Annotated in this window: 18 protein-coding genes; 10 read left to right on the top strand and 8 right to left on the bottom strand. The window is 63.0% G+C overall.

What is annotated here, in order from left to right:
• Window positions 1-152: 152 nt before the first annotated feature.
• From murQ to NKH01_RS13805, 7 genes are all read left to right on the top strand, one after another.
• Window positions 153-1,058 carry an N-acetylmuramic acid 6-phosphate etherase gene (gene murQ / locus NKH01_RS13835; RefSeq protein ID WP_502896899.1) on the top strand — a complete coding sequence of 302 codons (906 nt, stop codon included), beginning with the start codon at window positions 153-155 and terminating at the stop codon, window positions 1,056-1,058.
• A gap of 99 nt (window positions 1,059-1,157) precedes the next feature.
• Window positions 1,158-2,678, top strand: a complete 1,521-nt coding sequence (locus NKH01_RS13830) for an ABC transporter substrate-binding protein (protein WP_353020564.1) — start codon at window positions 1,158-1,160, stop codon at window positions 2,676-2,678.
• Window positions 2,679-2,712: 34 nt separating this feature from the next.
• Window positions 2,713-3,672 (top strand): ABC transporter permease, encoded by a 960-nt coding sequence (locus tag NKH01_RS13825; protein ID WP_352789786.1) that lies wholly within the window; start codon window positions 2,713-2,715, stop codon window positions 3,670-3,672.
• Window positions 3,672-4,511: an ABC transporter permease gene (locus tag NKH01_RS13820; protein WP_353020561.1), complete on the top strand. Its 840-nt coding sequence runs from the start codon at window positions 3,672-3,674 to the stop codon at window positions 4,509-4,511. The genes NKH01_RS13825 and NKH01_RS13820 overlap by 1 nt, the downstream gene beginning before the upstream one ends.
• A complete protein-coding gene (locus NKH01_RS13815) occupies window positions 4,508-6,256 on the top strand; it encodes an ABC transporter ATP-binding protein (protein ID WP_352493946.1) in 1,749 nt (582 codons plus the stop codon). Before NKH01_RS13820 ends, NKH01_RS13815 begins: the two co-directional genes overlap by 4 nt.
• Window positions 6,257-6,328: 72 nt before the next feature.
• Window positions 6,329-7,330, top strand: a complete 1,002-nt coding sequence (locus NKH01_RS13810) for a serine hydrolase domain-containing protein (RefSeq protein WP_353020558.1) — start codon at window positions 6,329-6,331, stop codon at window positions 7,328-7,330.
• Between the two features lie 5 nt (window positions 7,331-7,335).
• The gene (locus NKH01_RS13805) at window positions 7,336-8,460 is read left to right on the top strand and encodes an anhydro-N-acetylmuramic acid kinase (RefSeq protein WP_352547484.1); all 1,125 of its coding nucleotides are present in this window, start codon (window positions 7,336-7,338) and stop codon (window positions 8,458-8,460) included.
• Here NKH01_RS13805 and NKH01_RS13800 read toward each other — a convergent pair whose 3' ends face one another.
• Together NKH01_RS13800 and NKH01_RS13795 are read right to left on the bottom strand one after the other, a co-directional pair.
• Entirely contained in the window at window positions 8,461-8,889 is a 429-nt protein-coding gene (locus tag NKH01_RS13800) for a GNAT family N-acetyltransferase (protein WP_353020555.1), read from the bottom strand.
• A 49-nt stretch (window positions 8,890-8,938) separates the two neighbouring features.
• A complete protein-coding gene (locus tag NKH01_RS13795) occupies window positions 8,939-10,120 on the bottom strand; it encodes an MFS transporter (protein WP_353020552.1) in 1,182 nt (393 codons plus the stop codon).
• 48 nt (window positions 10,121-10,168) lie between these two features.
• On the opposite strand from NKH01_RS13795, the gene NKH01_RS13790 reads away from it, so the two are divergent.
• From NKH01_RS13790 to NKH01_RS13780, 3 genes are all read left to right on the top strand, one after another.
• A complete protein-coding gene (locus tag NKH01_RS13790; protein ID WP_353020549.1) occupies window positions 10,169-10,708 on the top strand; it encodes an Lrp/AsnC family transcriptional regulator in 540 nt (179 codons plus the stop codon).
• 138 nt (window positions 10,709-10,846) lie between these two features.
• A complete protein-coding gene (locus tag NKH01_RS13785; RefSeq protein WP_023716688.1) occupies window positions 10,847-11,386 on the top strand; it encodes a dihydrofolate reductase family protein in 540 nt (179 codons plus the stop codon).
• 22 nt (window positions 11,387-11,408) lie between these two features.
• Complete coding sequence (locus NKH01_RS13780) at window positions 11,409-12,326, top strand: sigma-70 family RNA polymerase sigma factor (protein ID WP_352482747.1); 918 nt, start codon at window positions 11,409-11,411, stop codon at window positions 12,324-12,326.
• Window positions 12,327-12,400: 74 nt separating this feature from the next.
• Here NKH01_RS13780 and NKH01_RS13775 read toward each other — a convergent pair whose 3' ends face one another.
• Genes NKH01_RS13775 through NKH01_RS13750 form a run of 6 tightly spaced genes read right to left on the bottom strand, consistent with a single transcriptional unit; the run spans window position 12,401 to window position 16,774 of the window.
• Window positions 12,401-13,660 carry an ABC transporter substrate-binding protein gene (locus NKH01_RS13775; protein WP_023716687.1) on the bottom strand — a complete coding sequence of 420 codons (1,260 nt, stop codon included), beginning with the start codon at window positions 13,658-13,660 and terminating at the stop codon, window positions 12,401-12,403.
• 48 nt (window positions 13,661-13,708) lie between these two features.
• Window positions 13,709-14,137, bottom strand: coding sequence for a DUF4440 domain-containing protein (locus NKH01_RS13770; protein ID WP_353020544.1), 429 nt, complete (start codon window positions 14,135-14,137; stop codon window positions 13,709-13,711).
• An 8-nt stretch (window positions 14,138-14,145) separates the two neighbouring features.
• Window positions 14,146-15,201, bottom strand: coding sequence for an aldo/keto reductase (locus tag NKH01_RS13765; RefSeq protein ID WP_352482750.1), 1,056 nt, complete (start codon window positions 15,199-15,201; stop codon window positions 14,146-14,148).
• Window positions 15,198-15,551 (bottom strand): TIGR04076 family protein, encoded by a 354-nt coding sequence (locus NKH01_RS13760; protein WP_023716684.1) that lies wholly within the window; start codon window positions 15,549-15,551, stop codon window positions 15,198-15,200. The genes NKH01_RS13765 and NKH01_RS13760 overlap by 4 nt, the downstream gene beginning before the upstream one ends.
• The gene (locus NKH01_RS13755; RefSeq protein ID WP_353020540.1) at window positions 15,552-16,040 is read right to left on the bottom strand and encodes a DUF3830 family protein; all 489 of its coding nucleotides are present in this window, start codon (window positions 16,038-16,040) and stop codon (window positions 15,552-15,554) included. It lies immediately after the preceding gene.
• The gene (locus tag NKH01_RS13750) at window positions 16,037-16,774 is read right to left on the bottom strand and encodes a GntR family transcriptional regulator (protein ID WP_084642406.1); all 738 of its coding nucleotides are present in this window, start codon (window positions 16,772-16,774) and stop codon (window positions 16,037-16,039) included. Before NKH01_RS13750 ends, NKH01_RS13755 begins: the two co-directional genes overlap by 4 nt.
• Window positions 16,775-16,802 lie beyond the last annotated feature (28 nt).

Raw genomic sequence — 16,802 nt, 5'->3', positions numbered from 1 at the left:
TCCGTTGACACGAGGAATATCGAATTCTAAAAAGTTAACCAAGCAGAAGCAAGTTGCCGGTCGCCGGCTGCGGGCACTGGACGTCGCCTGGCACCGCATCACATTCCTGCTCACAGCAGATTGAAAGCAAGCAAGTGGTCGAACACGGGTTGATGTCGGAGCTGGAGCGATTGGTTTCCGAGGACCGGAATCCGAAGACGATGGACATCGATCTGTTGCCGACCCTCGAGGTGCTGCGCAAGATCAATGACGAGGACAAAGGCGTTGCGGCAGCCGTCGAGAAGGTCATTCCCGACATTGCTGCGGCCGTGGACCGGATCGTGAGCGCGTTCCAGAAAGGTGCACGCCTTGTCTATATGGGCGCGGGCACGAGCGGCCGGCTTGGCGTCCTCGACGCCTCGGAATGTCCGCCGACCTTCGGCGTGCCCGAGGACATGGTGATGGGCCTGATCGCCGGCGGCGTCGACGCGCTGGTGCACTCCGCGGAAGGCGCGGAGGACGATCCGAAGCAGGGAATAAAGGCGCTGCAGGACATCAAGCTGACCGCCGGCGACGTGGTGGTCGGCATCGCTGTCAGCGGACGCACACCCTATGTCATCGGCGGCTTGACCTATGCCAAGCAGGTGGGAGCCACCACCGTGGCGCTGTCCTGCAATCCGCGATCGACCATTGCCGGCATTGCCGATATTGCCATCTCTCCGGTGGTTGGCCCGGAGGTCCTCACCGGCTCGACCCGACTGAAATCGGGAACCGCGCAAAAGCTGGTGCTCAACATGCTGTCGACCGCCAGCATGATCCGCATCGGCAAGAGCTATCAGAACCTGATGGTTGACCTCAATCCAAGCAACAAGAAGCTGATCGCCAGGGCGGTCAGGATCGTGATGCAGACGACCGGCTGCGCGGCGCAGCAGGCACGACAGGCACTCGACCAGACCGGCAATGATGTAAAACTGGCAATCCTGGTGACGATCACCGGCATGGGCGTCGAAGAAGCACGTAAGGCGCTTGCCAATGCGGGAGGTTTCCTGCGCAAGGCGATAGGCGAAAAGACGGTGTAAGACCGCATGGATGCTGGGCCGATGTTCCGGGGCGTGTGTCCCTTTGAAGCGGTCCGGGGAACTGCAAGGCATCAGGTTTAACAATAATGGGAGACGACAATGGTACGGCACATTGGCAAGAAACTGCTTTCCGCCATGACGCTCGCGGCAATGCTGGCCATTGCCGCGGCACCGGTGCAGGCGAGCGCGGCGACGCTGCATATGGCCTGGTCGCAGGACGCCACCGGTCTTGATCCGCACAAGCAGACGGCATTCTCCTCGCTGCGCTTGCTGGAGCTGATCTATGAACCGCTGGTACGGCTCGACGCCAATCTGCAGATCACGCCCGCGATTGCCGACTCCTGGCAGTTCTCGGCGGACGGCAAGGAGCTGAGCTTCAGGCTCAATCCGAAAGCAAAATTCCAGAACGGCGCCGCCGTGACCTCGGCCGACGTCAAGGCATCCTTCGAGCGCATACTCGACGAGAAGACCGGTGCGGCCGCCCGCGCCAACTTTCTCTCGATCGCCAGCATCGACACGCCCGATCCAGCCACCGTCGTGTTCCATCTCTCGCAGCCGGATGTGCCGATCCTGACGGCGATGAGCGACGTCAATGCGGCGATCGTCCCGGCAAGCGAAATCACGGCCGGCTCGATCGGCACGACGACGGTCGGCTCGGGTCCCTTCAAGCTCGAAAAGTGGGATCCGAATTCCAAGGAAGTGCTTGTCGCCAACAAGGATTGGGCGGGCGGCGCGACTGGTGTCGACGGCATCGAGATCAGCGTGCTGCCGGACGAGACGGCGATCCTGGCGGCGATGCGCACCAAGCAGATCGATTTTGCCCTGCTCAATGATCCGCTTGTCGCCACGCTGGTGCCCAAGGAGGCCAGCCTGCAGTTGAACCGCGTGCCGGTGCTTGCCTATCACGTGCTGCAGCTCAATCCCTCCCGCAAGCCGATGACCGAACTCAAGGTGCGTCAGGCGATCTCCTGCGCCATCGACCGGCAGGAAGTGCTGGACACCGCCTCGCTCGGCGAAGGCAAGGTCACCGGCCCGCTGACCATCCCGGCGCTGGCGACCGATCCGAACCAGTTGTTCTGCTATAAGCGCGACATTGAGAAGGCCAAGCAGTTGATGGCCGAAGCCGGCTATGCCGACGGCTTTTCGGCGACCGTGATCGGCGCCACCGGCGAGCCGCCGACGGCAGCGGCGGAAGCCCAGGTGATCCAGTCGCAACTCGCAGAAATCGGCGTCAAGCTCGACATCAAAATGATGGAGCTCAACGTCTATGTCGATGCATGGCTGAAGGGCGATTTCGACATGGCCGTCGCGCTGAACGGCGGCAGGGCCGATCCCTACACTATGTATAATCGCTACTGGACCAAGACCGGCAATCTGCAGAAGGTGGCGAACTATATCGACGATACGCTGGACAGCCTGATGCAGAAGGGCCGCACCGAGACCGACCCGGCGGCGCGCAAAGCGATCTTCGCCGACTTCGAGAAGCACATCACTGAGATGTCGCCCTGGATCTGGCTCTACACGTCCTACAGCTACACGGCCCAGCAGAAGAATATCGCAGGATTCGAACCAGTGCCGACAGGTTCGCTGTTCAGCCTCGCCAAGGTGACGATCCAGTAGCTGCTTCGATGCCGGACGAGAGGATATTCTTCGCGTGAACTATCTGATGCGGCGACTGGCGACCTTCCCTCTCGTCCTGCTTGGCGTGTCCATCGTGGTGTTCCTGGCGATCCGGATGGTTCCGGGCGATTCGATCACGGCAATGCTGGGAACCGAAGCCGGCCTGCTGACGCCTCCTCAGCGCGACGCGCTTGCGGCCTATTTCGGCATCGACCAGCCCTGGTTCATCCAGTACTGGCGCTGGCTGCTTGGTCTTTTCCAAGGCAATCTCGGCATTTCGTCCACCTATGGCAGGCCGGTGCTCGGCGTCATCCTCGAACGCTTCCCGCTGACGCTGGAGCTTGCGCTGCTGTCGATGATCATCGCCCTTGTCGTCGGCATGCCGGCCGGGATCTTTGCCGCCACCCACAATGAGAAGCTTTCCGATCTCGGCGTGCGCGTTGTCGCAATGATCGGACAATCGACGCCGAACTTCGTCCTTGCACTGCTGATCATCTACACGCTGTCGGCGGGGTTTGGCGTTTTGCCGGCGATGGGCGAGTTTTCGCCGCTGTGGCGGGATCCGCTGCGCAATCTCAGCCAGCTGTTGCTGCCGGCCGTCACGCTCGGTTTCGCCTTCGCGGCGTCGGTCACCCGTATATCGCGTTCGGCGATGCTCGACGTGCTGAGCGACGATTACGTCAGGACCGCGCGCAGCAAGGGCGTCTCGGCGCGCGGCGTCATCTGGCGGCATGCTTTGCCCAATGCGCTCATCCCGGTCGTGACGCTGAGCGGCATAGAGTTCGGCTATCTCCTGGGCGGGGCAGTCATCGTCGAGCAAATCTATGCACTGCCCGGTCTCGGCCGCATGGTGCTGGATGCCATCCTGCAGCGCGACTACGCGCTGGTGCAGGGAAGCGTGCTGTTTATCGCCTTCAACTTCATGATCGTCAATCTCCTCGTCGACCTCGCCTATGTCGCGCTCGACCCGCGCATTCGGCTAAGCGAACACTGATGGCGACATTGCGGGCTATACTTGCGCACACCAGCGGCCGCATCGGCGGTGCCATCGTTGCGCTTTATCTGCTGCTTGCCGTACTTGGCATGCTGGGGCTGACGCCGCACAATCCGCTGACGCAGCACCGGGTCGAGCGGCTGCATGCGCCTGACAGCACGTACTGGATGGGCACGGATCTGTTCGGCCGCGATGTCGCAAGCCGGCTGATGACCGGGATCGGCCAGTCCTTCCTCGTGGCCTTCTTTTCGGTCGCCTTCGCGACGCTGGCCGGCACCGTGCTCGGGCTGGCGGCAGCCTGGTTCGGACGCCGCTGGGACGGCCTGGTGATGCGCATCATGGATGTGCTGCTGGCATTCCCGGCGATCCTGCTGGCGCTGCTGATCGTCGCGGTTGCGGGACCGGGAACCTGGACCAGTGTCGTCGCCATTGCCATCGTCTACACGCCGATCTTCACGCGCGTGGTGCGCGGCCCGGCTCTGTCGCTGAAAGCGCGCGAGTTCGTCGACGCGGCCCGCACGTTCGGCAGCAGCTCGAGCTACATCTTGACACGGCATCTGCTGCTCAATCTGGTCGCGCCGTTGACGGTTCAGGTGACACTGGCGCTGGCCTGGGCACTGCTCACCGAAGCCGGCTTGAGCTTCCTCGGGCTCGGCACCCAGCCGCCCGCCGCGTCGCTCGGCTTGATGTTGAGCGACAGCCGCAATCTGATGGAGACGGCTCCCTGGTTGATGATCTTCCCGGGGGTGGCGATCATGATCAGCATCCTCGGTTTCAACCTGCTCGGCGATGCGTTGCGCGATGTGCTCGACCCGAAGACGCGGAGATCGATCGCATGATCCCGCTGCTGTCCGTCAGCGGTTTGCGCGTCGGCTTCGGCCGAAAGCCGTCAGCCAATGAGGTCGTGCGCGGCGTCAGCTTCGATCTCGCTGACGGCGAAACGCTGGCCATCGTCGGCGAAAGCGGCTCGGGCAAATCGGTGACGGCGCTCTCGATCAATCGCCTTGTCGATTATGGCGGCGGCCGCATCACCGCGGGCTCGATCAAGCTGAAGCGGGCCGACGGCAGCATGTTCGACCTGACCGCCGCGGCCGAGCCGCAGCTGACGAAGATCCGCGGCGGCGAAATCGGCATGATCTTCCAGGAGCCGATGACCTCGCTCAATCCGGTGCTGACCATCGGCAGGCAGATCGAGGAGTCGTTTCGCCTGCATCGCGGCCTGACCGGCCGGCAAGCGACGGCGGCGGCCAAGGACGCGCTCGACCGTGTGCGCATTCCCGACGCAGCACGGCGGCTGAAATACACGCCCAACCAGCTTTCGGGCGGCATGCTGCAGCGGGTGATGATCGCCATGGCGCTCGCCTGCAACCCGCGCCTGCTCATTGCCGACGAGCCAACGACGGCGCTGGATGTTACGGTGCAGGCGCAGATCATGGCGTTGCTCGCCGAGTTGAAGCAGGAAACCGGGATGTCGATGATCTTCATCACCCACGATATCGGCTTGGTTGCAGGTATCGCCGACAAGGTGATGGTGATGCAAAGCGGAGAAGCTGTCGAGCAAGGCGCGCTGAACCAGATATTGGACGATCCGCAGCATCCCTATACGCGGCATCTGCTTCATGCGGTGCCGCATTTCGCCGGCGGCAGTGCGACACGCAAAGACATGCAACGCGAAAAGCAAAAAGCTACCGAGCCGGCGCTGAAGGTCGATGGCCTCGTGGTGCGATTTCCCGTCAAGGGTGGCTTTTTCAGCCGCGCCAGCGGTGCCGTGCATGCGGTGGACGGTGTGGATTTCGACTTGATGCCGGGCGAAACATTGGCCGTCGTCGGCGAGAGCGGTTCCGGAAAATCCACCGCCGCCCGTGCGATTCTGGGGCTGGTGCGCTCGACGCGCGGCACAATCTTGGCCAGCACGCGCAAGGCCGCCGCCGGGCAGAGCGCCCTTCCCGTGCAGATGGTGTTCCAGAATCCCTATGGCTCGCTTAATCCCAGGCTCGCCATCGAAAGCATTCTTGCGGAACCGGTGATCGCCACGGGCGGGCGGATAACTGCTGAGACGCGAGCGAAAATGGCCGCGCTGCTGAACCGCGTCGGCCTGCCGGAAAACAGCCTGCAGCGTTATCCGCACGAATTCTCCGGCGGCCAACGCCAACGGCTGTGCATTGCCCGTGCGCTGATGCTCAATCCCTCCGTTGTCGTCCTCGACGAAGCGGTTTCGGCGCTCGACGTATCGGTGCAGGCCAGAGTGCTGGAGCTTTTGATCGAGCTGCAGAGTGAATTCGGGCTGGCCTATCTGTTCATCTCGCATGACATGGCTGTGGTCGAGCGGATCGCCCATCGCATCGCGGTCATCTATGCCGGCCAGATCGTCGAGATCGGCGATGCCAGATTGGTGCTCTCGGAGCCGAAGCACTCCTATACCAAACAGCTTATCGCGGCCGTTCCCACCATAGACCGGCGGCATGAACGTTTCGAGCTGGACACGCGCCAGGTTCCCTCGCTCGTGCGTCCGCTGGGATTTGAGCCGGGCCCGGCCAAATGGCAGCAGTTCGGGCCGGATCATAGAGTACGGGTGGAAGTGTGATGATTGTCGCCCAGACGGATGCAAGGCCAGAGGGAGTGGGACGGATCGCTGCTTTTCAGACGGAGGCCGCAATTGATCGACCATGATCTTTTCGACCGGGCGTTTGCCCCACTCGAAGCGGCGGTGGCTGCGTCGCGCATTCCCGGCGGCGTGCTCGGCATGGTCGACCGGGACGGCCAACGCGTCGTCCGGGCAATCGGCTCGGCCCAGCGGGTGCCGAAGGTGCGGCCGATGCATGCCGAAACCTGGTTCGATCTGGCATCCCTGACAAAAATCATCTTCAGCACGCCGCGTATATTGGCACTGGCGGAAGAAGGCGTCATCGACCTCGACGCGCCGCTGATTTCGGTCCTGACCGATCTTCGCCAATATGACGAAAAGGCCTGGGAGCGGACGGTGACGTTTCGCCAGTGCCTCGGCCATCAGACACCGTTTCCCGCCGTCGCGCCGATCTACACCTATGGGCGTGACCCCGAGCTGTTGCGCGCCTTTGTCTTGCAGCGCGAGTGGCAGGTCGGGGAGCCGGTCTATTCCGATATCAACTTCATTCTGCTCGGCTTGGTCCTGGAGCGCCTGTCCGGCAAGACCATTCGCGACATGGATCCCGGTCCGGGCTTCGCGTTCTCCGCCGAACCGGGTCAAGCGGCGGCCACAGAAGATTGCACATGGCGCCATCGCGTGCTGTCAGGCGAGGTCCACGACGACAATTGCTCGGCATTGCAAGGGGCCGGTCACGCCGGGCTGTTCGGAACGGCAGCTTCGGTCCTCGACTTTGCGCGAGGGCTGCTGGACGGGACCGGCGCGTCGCAGCGCTCGATAGCGCTGATGCGCACGCCCTTGTCGGCAACCCGCACCCATGGCTGGGAGCGACCCTACGAAGGCTGGTCCGGCGGCCGGCTGTGCAGCCCCGAAACCATCGGGCATACCGGCTTCACCGGCACCGGGCTTTGGGTCGACTTCGACAAAAGCAGAGCGTGGACCTTGCTCACCAACCGGATCCATCCGACACGTCATTTCAACAGCGGGATCGCAGCGCTTCGCCAAGCGGTCGGCGATCTCGTCAACGGAGCCTGACAATCATGAAAAATGGCGAACCAATGTGGGCCGTCGGCTTGATGACCGGCACCGTGCTGGACGGCAATATCGACGTCGCGCTGATCAAGACCGACGGCGAGCGGATCGCGGATTTCGGCACCTACACGCTGGCCCCCTACCCGCAGTCGATCCGGACCTTGCTGGAAGAGACGCTTAGGCAGGCAAGGAACTGGAATTTCACCGGGCCGGAACCGGCAATCTTCCACGAGGCAGAGGAGGCGCTGACGCGCGCCCAGTCTGCGGCGGTCAAGGATCTTGTCGAAAGCCACGGCCTGACCATGGCCGACATCGGCGTCGTCGGCTTTCATGGCCAGACCGTGCTGCACCGTGCCCCGCAAGTAGGCCGACTGGGCCAGAGTCGCCAGCTCGGCGATGGCGAGCTGATGCATGCCATCCTGGGCACCAAGGTCGCCTATGACTTCCGCTCGGCCGACATGCGCGCCGGCGGCCAGGGCGCGCCGCTGTCGGCGGCCTATCACGCCGCGCTGCTGCGCGAAGCCGACGCCAGCGGCGACACGGCGGTGCTCAATCTCGGCGGCGTCGCCAACATCACCTGGTGGGACGGCAAGGACAATGTCATCGCTTTCGATACCGGACCCGCCAACGCGCCGCTGAACGACTTCATCAAGTCGAAGGGGCTTGGCGAAATGGACCGCGACGGCGCGCTGGCTCGCGTCGGGACGGTCGATGAGGCACGGTTGGCCAAGCTCCTGCAGCACCCGTACTTGACCAAGCCATACCCGAAATCGCTGGACCGTTTCGATTTCGGCGCCTCGATGGCGGACGGGATGAATGCCGAGGATGGCGCTGCCCTGCTGACGGCCTTCACCGCGGCCGCGGTCGGCAAGGCGCTCGATCTTCTGCCGCGCCGGCCGAAGCGGCTGGTGGTCAGCGGTGGCGGTCGCCACAACCCAACGATCATGGCCATGCTTGCCAGCCGCGCCGGCGTCGAAGCCGTGCCGGCGGAGGCGCTTGGCTGGAAGGGCGACGCGGTGGAGGCGGAGTGTTTTGCCTTCCTGGCTGTGCGCGTGCTTAGGGGCTTGCCGATCAGCTTCCCCAGCACGACCGGCGTGCCACAGCCGATGTGCGGCGGACGCCTTGCCGGCTAGTTAAGCCACCAATTTCTTCTGCAGGAAGATACGGCTTCGGCCAATGGGAAAGTCGGCGAGCGCACCGAACGGTCGATAACCTTGGCGCTCATAGGCCTTGGCGGCCTTGGGATTGAACGTGTCGATCCAGGCGCCGTGACAGCCGCGCGCCATCGCCTCCCTCTCGGCTGCCTCGAGCATCCGGCCGGCCATGCGCTGGCCGCGCAGCTTTTCATCGACCCAGAGCCATTGCACATAGAGCCAGCCCCAGGCGGTGTATCCCGAGATGCCGGCGACAATCGCGCCGTGCTCATCGCGCACGAACACGGCCAATGTCTTCTTGCCGGAGGCGCCGACATCACTGTCGTTGAACGCCGTAAGCCGCTCCCCGAGAAAAGCGAGTTCCTGCGGCAAGGGATTGGCGGTTGTCTCAAGCGTTGTATTGTCCATCCAACGAGCATCTATCGAAGGACCGGACCGAGACGCAAGCCTTGCTGCGCTATAGCTTCGGTGAACGCCACGCCGCTGCCGCAGCAGCGATCAGCATGAGCAAGGCTGCAACCACCGCCGACGCCGCAAAACCGAACGTGGAATAAAGCGGTCCGAACGCCGTGGTGCCGACGAAAACGGCGAGATAGGTCACCGCGCTGTTCAAACCCATGATCGTGCCGCGCCGCGCAGGATCGAGCGCCGAGAGGCGCATCACCAGGACGTTCAGCCCGAAATGATTGGCAAGGCCCCAGACGGCTATCATCGCTATGGTCAGGCCGAAGCTGCCACTTGCCGCAGCAATCGCGACATAGACGAGCGCGACGAGCAGGTAGGCAAACGGCATGACCCGCCGCGCACCCAGGCGATCGATGCCGCCGTCAAGAAGTGCCGCCGTGCCAAAGCCGGCGCCATAGGCGAGCGCGGCCAGCCCGTTGGCACTGACCGGTCGTCCCAGGCCGTTGTGAAGGTGATCGCCGAGATAGCCATAGACGCCATAAAACGCCGTCATGAAGGCGGCGCAGGCGACCAGAAGCGGCACTATGCCCGGAACGGCCAGCGCACCCAGCGGCGTCGGTGCCGGACCGCTCTTCCTGACATCGTTCAGCGACGTCAGCGACAGGCTGGCCAATGCGAGTGCTGCCAGCACCGCGACCGCCGCGAACACGGCGCGCCAATGCACCAGGTCGGCAAGTACGGCCGACAGCGAAACGCCGGCGACCATGCTCAGCGTCCAGCCGGTCAGCACGATGCCTATGGTGCCGCTTTCGCGTCCGGGCGGCGCAATCGCGGCGGAGCTGGCGTAGATCGCCGGCATGGCGACACCTGCTGCGGTGCCGGCGAGAAGCTGGGCCGCGACCAGCGCCGTCACTGTCGGCGCAGCGGCGCTGGCGACGAGCGCTATCGCCAGCAGCAGCAACGCCCCTTGCAGCATGCGGCGGGCGCCGAGCCGGTCGATATAGCGCGCCAGGAACAAGGCGCTCGCCGACGTACCGAGCCCGAACGCGGCGGACGCTATCATGACCGCCGGCACGCTTGTGCCGAACGACGCGGCCACCGCCGGTGCGATCGGACCGAGCACCAGCGAATTCGAGCCGATCACGGCAATGCACCCGGTCAGCAGGTAAGCGAGTGCCGGGATTGGCGGCTTGGGGGCCGCTGCGAATGTGGCGACTTGATCACTGTTCGACATACAGCAATAATGGCCGTATTAAATTCTGCATCAATAAGGAATTTCGATATGGATGAAGAAACAGATGGCATTCCGCAGAACAGGCCTGCCGCCCGCGATATCGATGCAATCGACCGAAAAATATTAGGCGTCCTGGTCGACGACGCGACGATCAGCTATGCCGAGCTCGGCGACCGCGTCGGCCTTTCGCCGCCGGCAGTCCATGAACGCGTCAAGCGCCTGCGGCGGAGCGGCGCCATCCGCAACACCGCGATCATCATCGATCCAAAAGCGGTGCACAAGCCGCTGCTTGCCTTCGTCCATATCGACACCAAGGGGTGGGGCAAAACGCCGGAGCTGATGGCGATTTCCGAACATCCCGAAGTCGAGGAGATCCATTCGGTGGCCGGCGACACATGCATGTTGATCAAGGTCCGCACCGAGGACACGCGGGCGCTCGAAGGCCTGCTATCGCGCCTCTACGAAACACCCGGCGTCACCTCGACGCGAAGTTACGTGGTGCTATCGACCTACCTGGAGCGGCCAGTGCAGCCGGGGATTACGACGGAGTGGCCGACGCCCCAGCACATGGCCATGCCGCTCTATTAACTCAAACGATCCTCAAGCGTATCCAAAGTCGAACCGGGAACGTCTTAGGCACTGCATCCTGTGGTCATCCATCGGGCCGGTTCGTTTTGGCCGGTTCTTGGGTCTCACGGGACGCCTGTGCGCAACCGGAGATATGCGATGAGAAAATTGATCGTGGGCAGCTTCATTTCGCTGGACGGCGTCATCGAAGCGCCAATGGAATGGGCCTCGCCCTTCTTCGACGAGGAGATGAAGGAGCACTCCTATGAAAAGGCCGGCGAGGCCGATTTTTTCCTGCTCGGCCGCATCACCTATGAAATGTTTTCGGCGCGCTGGCCGCAGGTCAAAGGCAGCAAGTACATGGACCGCATGAACGGACTGAAGAAGCTCGTTGCGTCGCGCAGCCTCAAGGAGGTGAGCTGGAACGCATCGCTGATCGAAGGCGACGTCGCTGCCGAAATTGCCAGGATCAAGCAACAGGCCGGCGGCAACATACTGAAGTATGGAGTGAGCAATCTCGACCAGACGCTGCTCGCCAACAGGCTTGTCGACGAGTATCAACTCTCGATCGTGCCGACCCGCGTCGGGCATGGCAAACGCGCTTTCCAGGATGTCGACCCATCCCTGGTCAAGCTGGAGCTTATAGATACGCACCGTTTCAAGAACGGCGTCATTACGCTGACCTATGTCCCGCTGTGATCCGCCGCCGAATTGAATGCCCATGAAGATGCAGCCAAGACTTGACCCGACCGGGCTTTTCGACGTCCGCTACGCCGGCTTCCTGGAGACAGTCGCGCATTTGCGTGGGCGGCTGCATCGCTACTGTGCACGCATGACCGGTTCGACGCTCGACGCCGAAGACGTGATGCAAGAGGCGCTGTTCGAGGCCTATCGGAAGATCGAGAAGCTGGACGATGCGAGTGCTCTTCGCCCCTGGCTGTTTCGCATTGCACATAATCGCTGCATCGATTTCCTGCGAAGCCGGCAGGTGCGTCAGCATGCGGAGGCCAATTTCGTCGAAGACGAGATCATCCTGCCGGTCGAGCCGGTGGGCAACGGCGCGGATCGCGCGATCGAACGGCTGGTTATCCACCTGCCGCCCAAGGAACGCGCCTGCGTCCTGCTCAAGGATGTCTTCGACTATTCGCTGGAAGAGATCGCCGATCTCGTCGGCTCGACCGTGGGTGGCGTCAAGGCCGCGTTGAGCCGTGGCCGCTCCAAATTGGCCGCCTTGTCAGGCGAGCCAATCGTCCGTTCGGAGCCCCAGCGCGATCCGGAACTTCTGGAATTGCTCAGCCGCTATGTCGAACTGTTCAATCGCCGCGACTGGGACGGGGTACGGGCGCTGACCAGCGCGGATGCCCAATTGCAAGTCGCGGATTGCTTCAAGGGAAGGCTATCGGAATCACCTTACTTCGTTGAATACGAAAGAGCCTCGACGACCTGGAAAATGGCGATTGGCATAATCGATAGCGAGGCGGTGCTGCTCGTGCTTCACCATGGCGAAGACGGTTGGAAGCCGGCCCATCCGGTTCGGATCGAAGCCGCTGGCGGGATCATAAATCGCGTCACCGATTACTATGCCTGCCCCTGGATCATGCCGGCCGCTGGTGCGGTGGTCGTTTCCGGGCCGGCCTAACCGGCAGCAGGACCTGCAAGTGTCCGGCATCGACCTCAATGAAATGGGATCGATGCCGGACGGGGCATAGGCGCTTACTGAAGTTTCGCCTGCAAGGCGTTGACGTCATCCGTCGTCATTTCGCCGTCGGTCGTCACCTTGCCGTCGACGATCTTCCAGAGCCGGAACGGGCCGGTGATGTCGCCATACTTATCGAAGGCGACCGGACCGATGACGCCTTCGTAGCGGATCGGCTTGCCCTCCTTGATCAGGCCGAGCGCCTTGGCGAACTCGTCCTTGCCGGCATAGATCGGCGTGCCGGCCGGGTCGACCGCCTTGTACATCGCGTCCTTGATCTTGGCCGGATCCTCAGAGCCGGCAATGGCGATGGCCAAGCCGACGATGGCGCCGGCATCATAGGATCGATCGGCCGCCGGGTTCGAGGGTTCGATGCCCGAAAATTCCTTGTAGTTTTTGGTGAAATACTCGGTCGATGCGGTCGGGCTGGTGCCGGAGGAAGTGCCGTACGCATCCTTCAGGTAATCCGCGCCAACGGATTCGATGAAGTCCGGGCTGTTCATGCCGTCATTGAGCAGGAACTTCTGGACACCGCCCTGCGAAATCCAGGTGCGGGCGATGGTCGCGCCGTCGACAGGCGTGCTGACGAGATAAAGCCCGTCCGGTTCGCCGGCCATCGCCGCGGTCACTTCCGAGGCATAGCTCGACTGCTTTTCATTGTAGGGCGTGTCGGAGACGATGGTGCCGCCGAGCGCCTTATAGGCGCGTGAGAATTCCGCCACCATGTTAACGCCGAAGTCGTTGTTGACGTGGATGACCGACAGCTTCTTGAAACCCTTGTCGATGGCGTATTTGGCGGCAGCGACGCCCTGCAGCGCATCAGATGTGATGGTGCGGAAGAAGATGCCGTTGGTCTTGCCGTCGCGCCCAAGCGCCGTCAGCGTCGGCGACGAGGAAGCAGGCGACACCTGGACGATCTTGGCCGGAGCGGTGACCGAGGTCAGGATCGGGATCGACACCGAGGAAATGATGCCGCCGATGATCACCGGCACCTTCTTGACCTGCACGAGTTGTGTCGCGGCGTCGACCGCGATGTTGCCTTGGCTCTGGCTGTCGCGGGTGTCGGTTGCTAGGTCGCAGCCGCGCACGCCGCCCGCCTCGTTGATATCGCGGAAGGCCATTTCGACCGATTTTGCGCCGGCCTGGCCGTATTCGCCGGCGGGACCGGTCAGTTCCATGACGAGGCCGACCGTGATCTTGCAATCCGCGGCCTGCGCTGCACCGGCCGCTGTCACCAGAGCCAGCGCAGTGGTGATCTGAAGTATGGTCTTTTTCATTGTTGTTCCCCTTTCGTTACACGACTCTCATTGACGCCTTGAGCCTGTTCAGTCTTCCGGCATCTGCAGCCAGGTTTCATGCAGATGTCGCCATTCGACGCCGTTGGGCGCCGATGAGCTGGTGGTGAAGACCGCACTCGAGCGGCGGCGGCTGTGCTTGCCCCCGCGCTGCTGTGCTTCGATGTAACAGACGACGATCGTGTCGTCTGACTGCCAGCCGGCCCGGATATCCTCGATCGAGATACTGAAATCGCCATCAGAGGTGGCGCGGCTTGCCCTGACATGGTCGAGCACCGCGTCACGATCGAGGGCCTGACCGTCCGGCGCAACCATGCAGAAGCCTTCGCCCATGACGCGTTCGAAGCGGCTGAAATCTGCATTGTCCGCACTCGCCGCATTGAACCAGTCGACGAAGAAGCGGTGGAGATCGACCACTTCGGCACTGGCGCGGGAAAGCAAGGAGGGCTTCTCGTCCATGGCCGCGCTCATTTCCTGCCTGCATTCAAATTGTAATGCATGATCGAGCCGTGGCGGCCGTGACGGTCGCGTTCCAATGTGTAGACGTCGCCCAGCGGCCCACGGCTTTGCGCGATCACGGCAGCGATCCTCGCCCGGTCGTCGGCATCGAGCGCGATGTCCATGATTCTGGCATTGGCAAGGGCGTGCGCCTGGTTGCGGGCGCCGACGATGACGGCCGCCACTTGCGGCTGCTCCAGCACCCAGGCGCTGGCGATGGTGGCGATGTCGACGCCGTGGTGGTCGGCGACGGCCTTCAGTGTGCGAAGCAACTCCTGGAAAAGCTCCCAACCGCCAAAGTCGTCGATGATCAGCTTGTATTTGACCAGCGACCGGTTTTCGAGTGGCGTTTGTGGCTCGGCAACGCCTAGCCATTTTTCGCTGAGGAAGCCGCCCGCCACCGAACCGTAGCAGAGGAAACTGACGCCGTGCTGGCTGGCGAGCGCCGCAAGGCTGTTGGCCGGCCGCTGGTCGAGTACCGAGTATTGCAGCTGTTGGCTGACCAGCGGCACGCCGGCGGCCAGGATCTCGGCCAGCCGCGGCGTGTCGAAATTGGTGGTGCCGATGTTGCGCACCTTGCCTCGGAGACGCAGGTCGTTGAGCCAGCCCATCGCATCGACGTAGCCCGGCAGCGCATAGTCCCACCAATGGAACTGAACGAGATCGAGCCGCTCGGTCTTCAGCCGCCGCAGCGACTGGTCGACGATGCTGCTGATGTAGTCGCGGCTGATGCTGGAAAGCCTTTCGAGGTCAGGCACCAGCTTGGTGTGCACCTTCATCTTGGCGGCGGCGTCGAGGCCGCGCTCATTGGCAAGCCGCAGGCGCGCGGCACCGATCAGTTCCTCGACGCCGGTATAGATGTCGGCACAGTCATAGGTCCCGATGCCGGCGTCGAACGTGGCGATCAGGTCGGTTACCGCCTGTTGGCGGTCGATCGCGCCGTGCCCGCCGGCAAGCTGCCAGCCGCCACGAATGACGCGCGAGATCGTGTAGCCGGGGCTGAGCTCGAACGCCTTGGCCGTCATCTCTGGTCAGTCTCCTTGGGCAGCGGCACAGCCGTGGTTTCTGAATGACTGAACCGCCGCTTGCCGGTCCTGACGATCCTGAGCCGGCTGGCGCAATTGGGATCTGGACAGGCGATCTCGGCATCCGAAGTCATCCAGTCGTTCCTGTGGGTCGGGCGTTGCTTTGCGGCCAGAAGCGGCAACACTGCCGCAATGGAATAGATCGAGAAGCCCTGCCCCGTCGGCATCGACAGCATCTCGCCCTTCAACTCGAAATAGTCGCCGGCCTTGGCACCGCAATAGATCGGCTTGCCCTCGGGGACGACCGCCTCGACGCGAAGGTCGAAGAGTTCGAAACTGTCGTCGGCCATTCAGATCTCCACCCGGGTGAAGGTGATGTCACAGGCGCCGTTGCGGCGGATCGCGCCACAGGCGGCAGCGAATTGATCGCGCTCTTCGGGACGCACCTGCGCGACGACGCTTCCGGCAAGCCAGCCGATCGGGAACAGCAAGCGCGCGCCCGGTCCATAAAACAAGCCGATGTCGAAGATGGCATTCGGGTTGCCGCCCCACATGCGCGGCGGCACGTAGGACAACACGATGTCACCCGGCTGCGGCGTTAGCGTTGCGTTCTCCGCCGGCAAGGGCCTGGCATAGGTTTGGCCCTCAAGTTCGGCTGATGGAACCGGGCAGGAGATTTCCGGCCCGGTCCACATCGCATGGATGCCGGCAACGACGCGCGGCTGCTCGAGACAGGCCAGCAGGAAGGCGGCGTTGTCGGGCGCCTTTTCAGGCAACAGCAGCGCGGTCACGGAAAGCTTCGAGCGTGGCTCGGTGATCCTGATGCCAGGCGTCGTCATGCCCTCAATCCTTCTTTGCTTGCGGATTGGAGCTTGTCGCGCAGGAAGGCGAAGGGCCGGCTGATGTCCGCCACCAGCGCCTCGCGCGCTGCCTGGGCATCCTGCCTGGAAAGCGCTGCGACGATACTACGATGGTAGTGGGCGGTATCGACTTCACCGGCATCGGAAAATGCGTAAATGGCCACGCGAATGCACGGCCCGGATTGCAGCCACAGGCTCTCGATCATCGGGATCAGCACGGCGGAGCCACAGCATCGGTAGATCTCGAAGTGGAAGCTCTGGTTGAGCGTCGCCTCGCGGTCGATATCCTTCTTGTGCTTCAGCGCCCGCATCTCGTCCCATTGGCCCAGCATGGCTTCGACCGTGGCTATCTGGCGCGAATTCATGCGTGTAGCGGCAAGTGCTATCGCTTCGCCCTCTATGAGGGAGCGGGCGCGCAAGAGGTCGTCGATACGCTCCAGCGTGATAGGCGGCACGCGCACCGAGCGGTTGGGAAGCGCCTCCAGCGCCTTCTCGGTGATCAACCGCCCGAGCGCCTCACGCACCGGCATGGTACTGGTGATCAGCGCGTCGGCGAGGCCACGGATGGTCAGCACCTGACTCGGCTCAAAAAGGCCGCCGATCAAGGCACGGCGCAGCTCCGAATAGACGCGATCCTGCACGGTTTCGCGGCCGACCGGCGTAAGCTGGGCTGCGATCGTTTCGTTATTCCGTTCGATGGCGGCCTTCTGCATGGCGTTCCCGGTGGCCATTCGGCCCGTT

Source organism: Mesorhizobium sp. M1403 (assembly GCF_040317695.1).
Lineage (GTDB): Bacteria > Pseudomonadota > Alphaproteobacteria > Rhizobiales > Rhizobiaceae > Mesorhizobium.
Note: the sequence above shows the minus strand (reverse complement) of the source record. Positions and strands in the feature narration are given on the sequence as shown.

Coding starts and splice junctions, on each gene's coding strand:
- murQ (WP_502896899.1), top strand. CDS start 153: ATGTCGGAGCTGGAGCGATTGGTTTCCGAGGACCGGAATCCGAAGACG.
- NKH01_RS13830 (WP_353020564.1), top strand. CDS start 1,158: ATGGTACGGCACATTGGCAAGAAACTGCTTTCCGCCATGACGCTCGCG.
- NKH01_RS13820 (WP_353020561.1), top strand. CDS start 3,672: ATGGCGACATTGCGGGCTATACTTGCGCACACCAGCGGCCGCATCGGC.
- NKH01_RS13815 (WP_352493946.1), top strand. CDS start 4,508: ATGATCCCGCTGCTGTCCGTCAGCGGTTTGCGCGTCGGCTTCGGCCGA.
- NKH01_RS13805 (WP_352547484.1), top strand. CDS start 7,336: ATGAAAAATGGCGAACCAATGTGGGCCGTCGGCTTGATGACCGGCACC.
- NKH01_RS13800 (WP_353020555.1), bottom strand. CDS start 8,889: ATGGACAATACAACGCTTGAGACAACCGCCAATCCCTTGCCGCAGGAA.
- NKH01_RS13795 (WP_353020552.1), bottom strand. CDS start 10,120: ATGTCGAACAGTGATCAAGTCGCCACATTCGCAGCGGCCCCCAAGCCG.
- NKH01_RS13790 (WP_353020549.1), top strand. CDS start 10,169: ATGGATGAAGAAACAGATGGCATTCCGCAGAACAGGCCTGCCGCCCGC.
- NKH01_RS13785 (WP_023716688.1), top strand. CDS start 10,847: ATGAGAAAATTGATCGTGGGCAGCTTCATTTCGCTGGACGGCGTCATC.
- NKH01_RS13780 (WP_352482747.1), top strand. CDS start 11,409: ATGAAGATGCAGCCAAGACTTGACCCGACCGGGCTTTTCGACGTCCGC.
- NKH01_RS13775 (WP_023716687.1), bottom strand. CDS start 13,660: ATGAAAAAGACCATACTTCAGATCACCACTGCGCTGGCTCTGGTGACA.
- NKH01_RS13770 (WP_353020544.1), bottom strand. CDS start 14,137: ATGGACGAGAAGCCCTCCTTGCTTTCCCGCGCCAGTGCCGAAGTGGTC.
- NKH01_RS13765 (WP_352482750.1), bottom strand. CDS start 15,201: ATGACGGCCAAGGCGTTCGAGCTCAGCCCCGGCTACACGATCTCGCGC.
- NKH01_RS13760 (WP_023716684.1), bottom strand. CDS start 15,551: ATGGCCGACGACAGTTTCGAACTCTTCGACCTTCGCGTCGAGGCGGTC.
- NKH01_RS13755 (WP_353020540.1), bottom strand. CDS start 16,040: ATGACGACGCCTGGCATCAGGATCACCGAGCCACGCTCGAAGCTTTCC.
- NKH01_RS13750 (WP_084642406.1), bottom strand. CDS start 16,774: ATGCAGAAGGCCGCCATCGAACGGAATAACGAAACGATCGCAGCCCAG.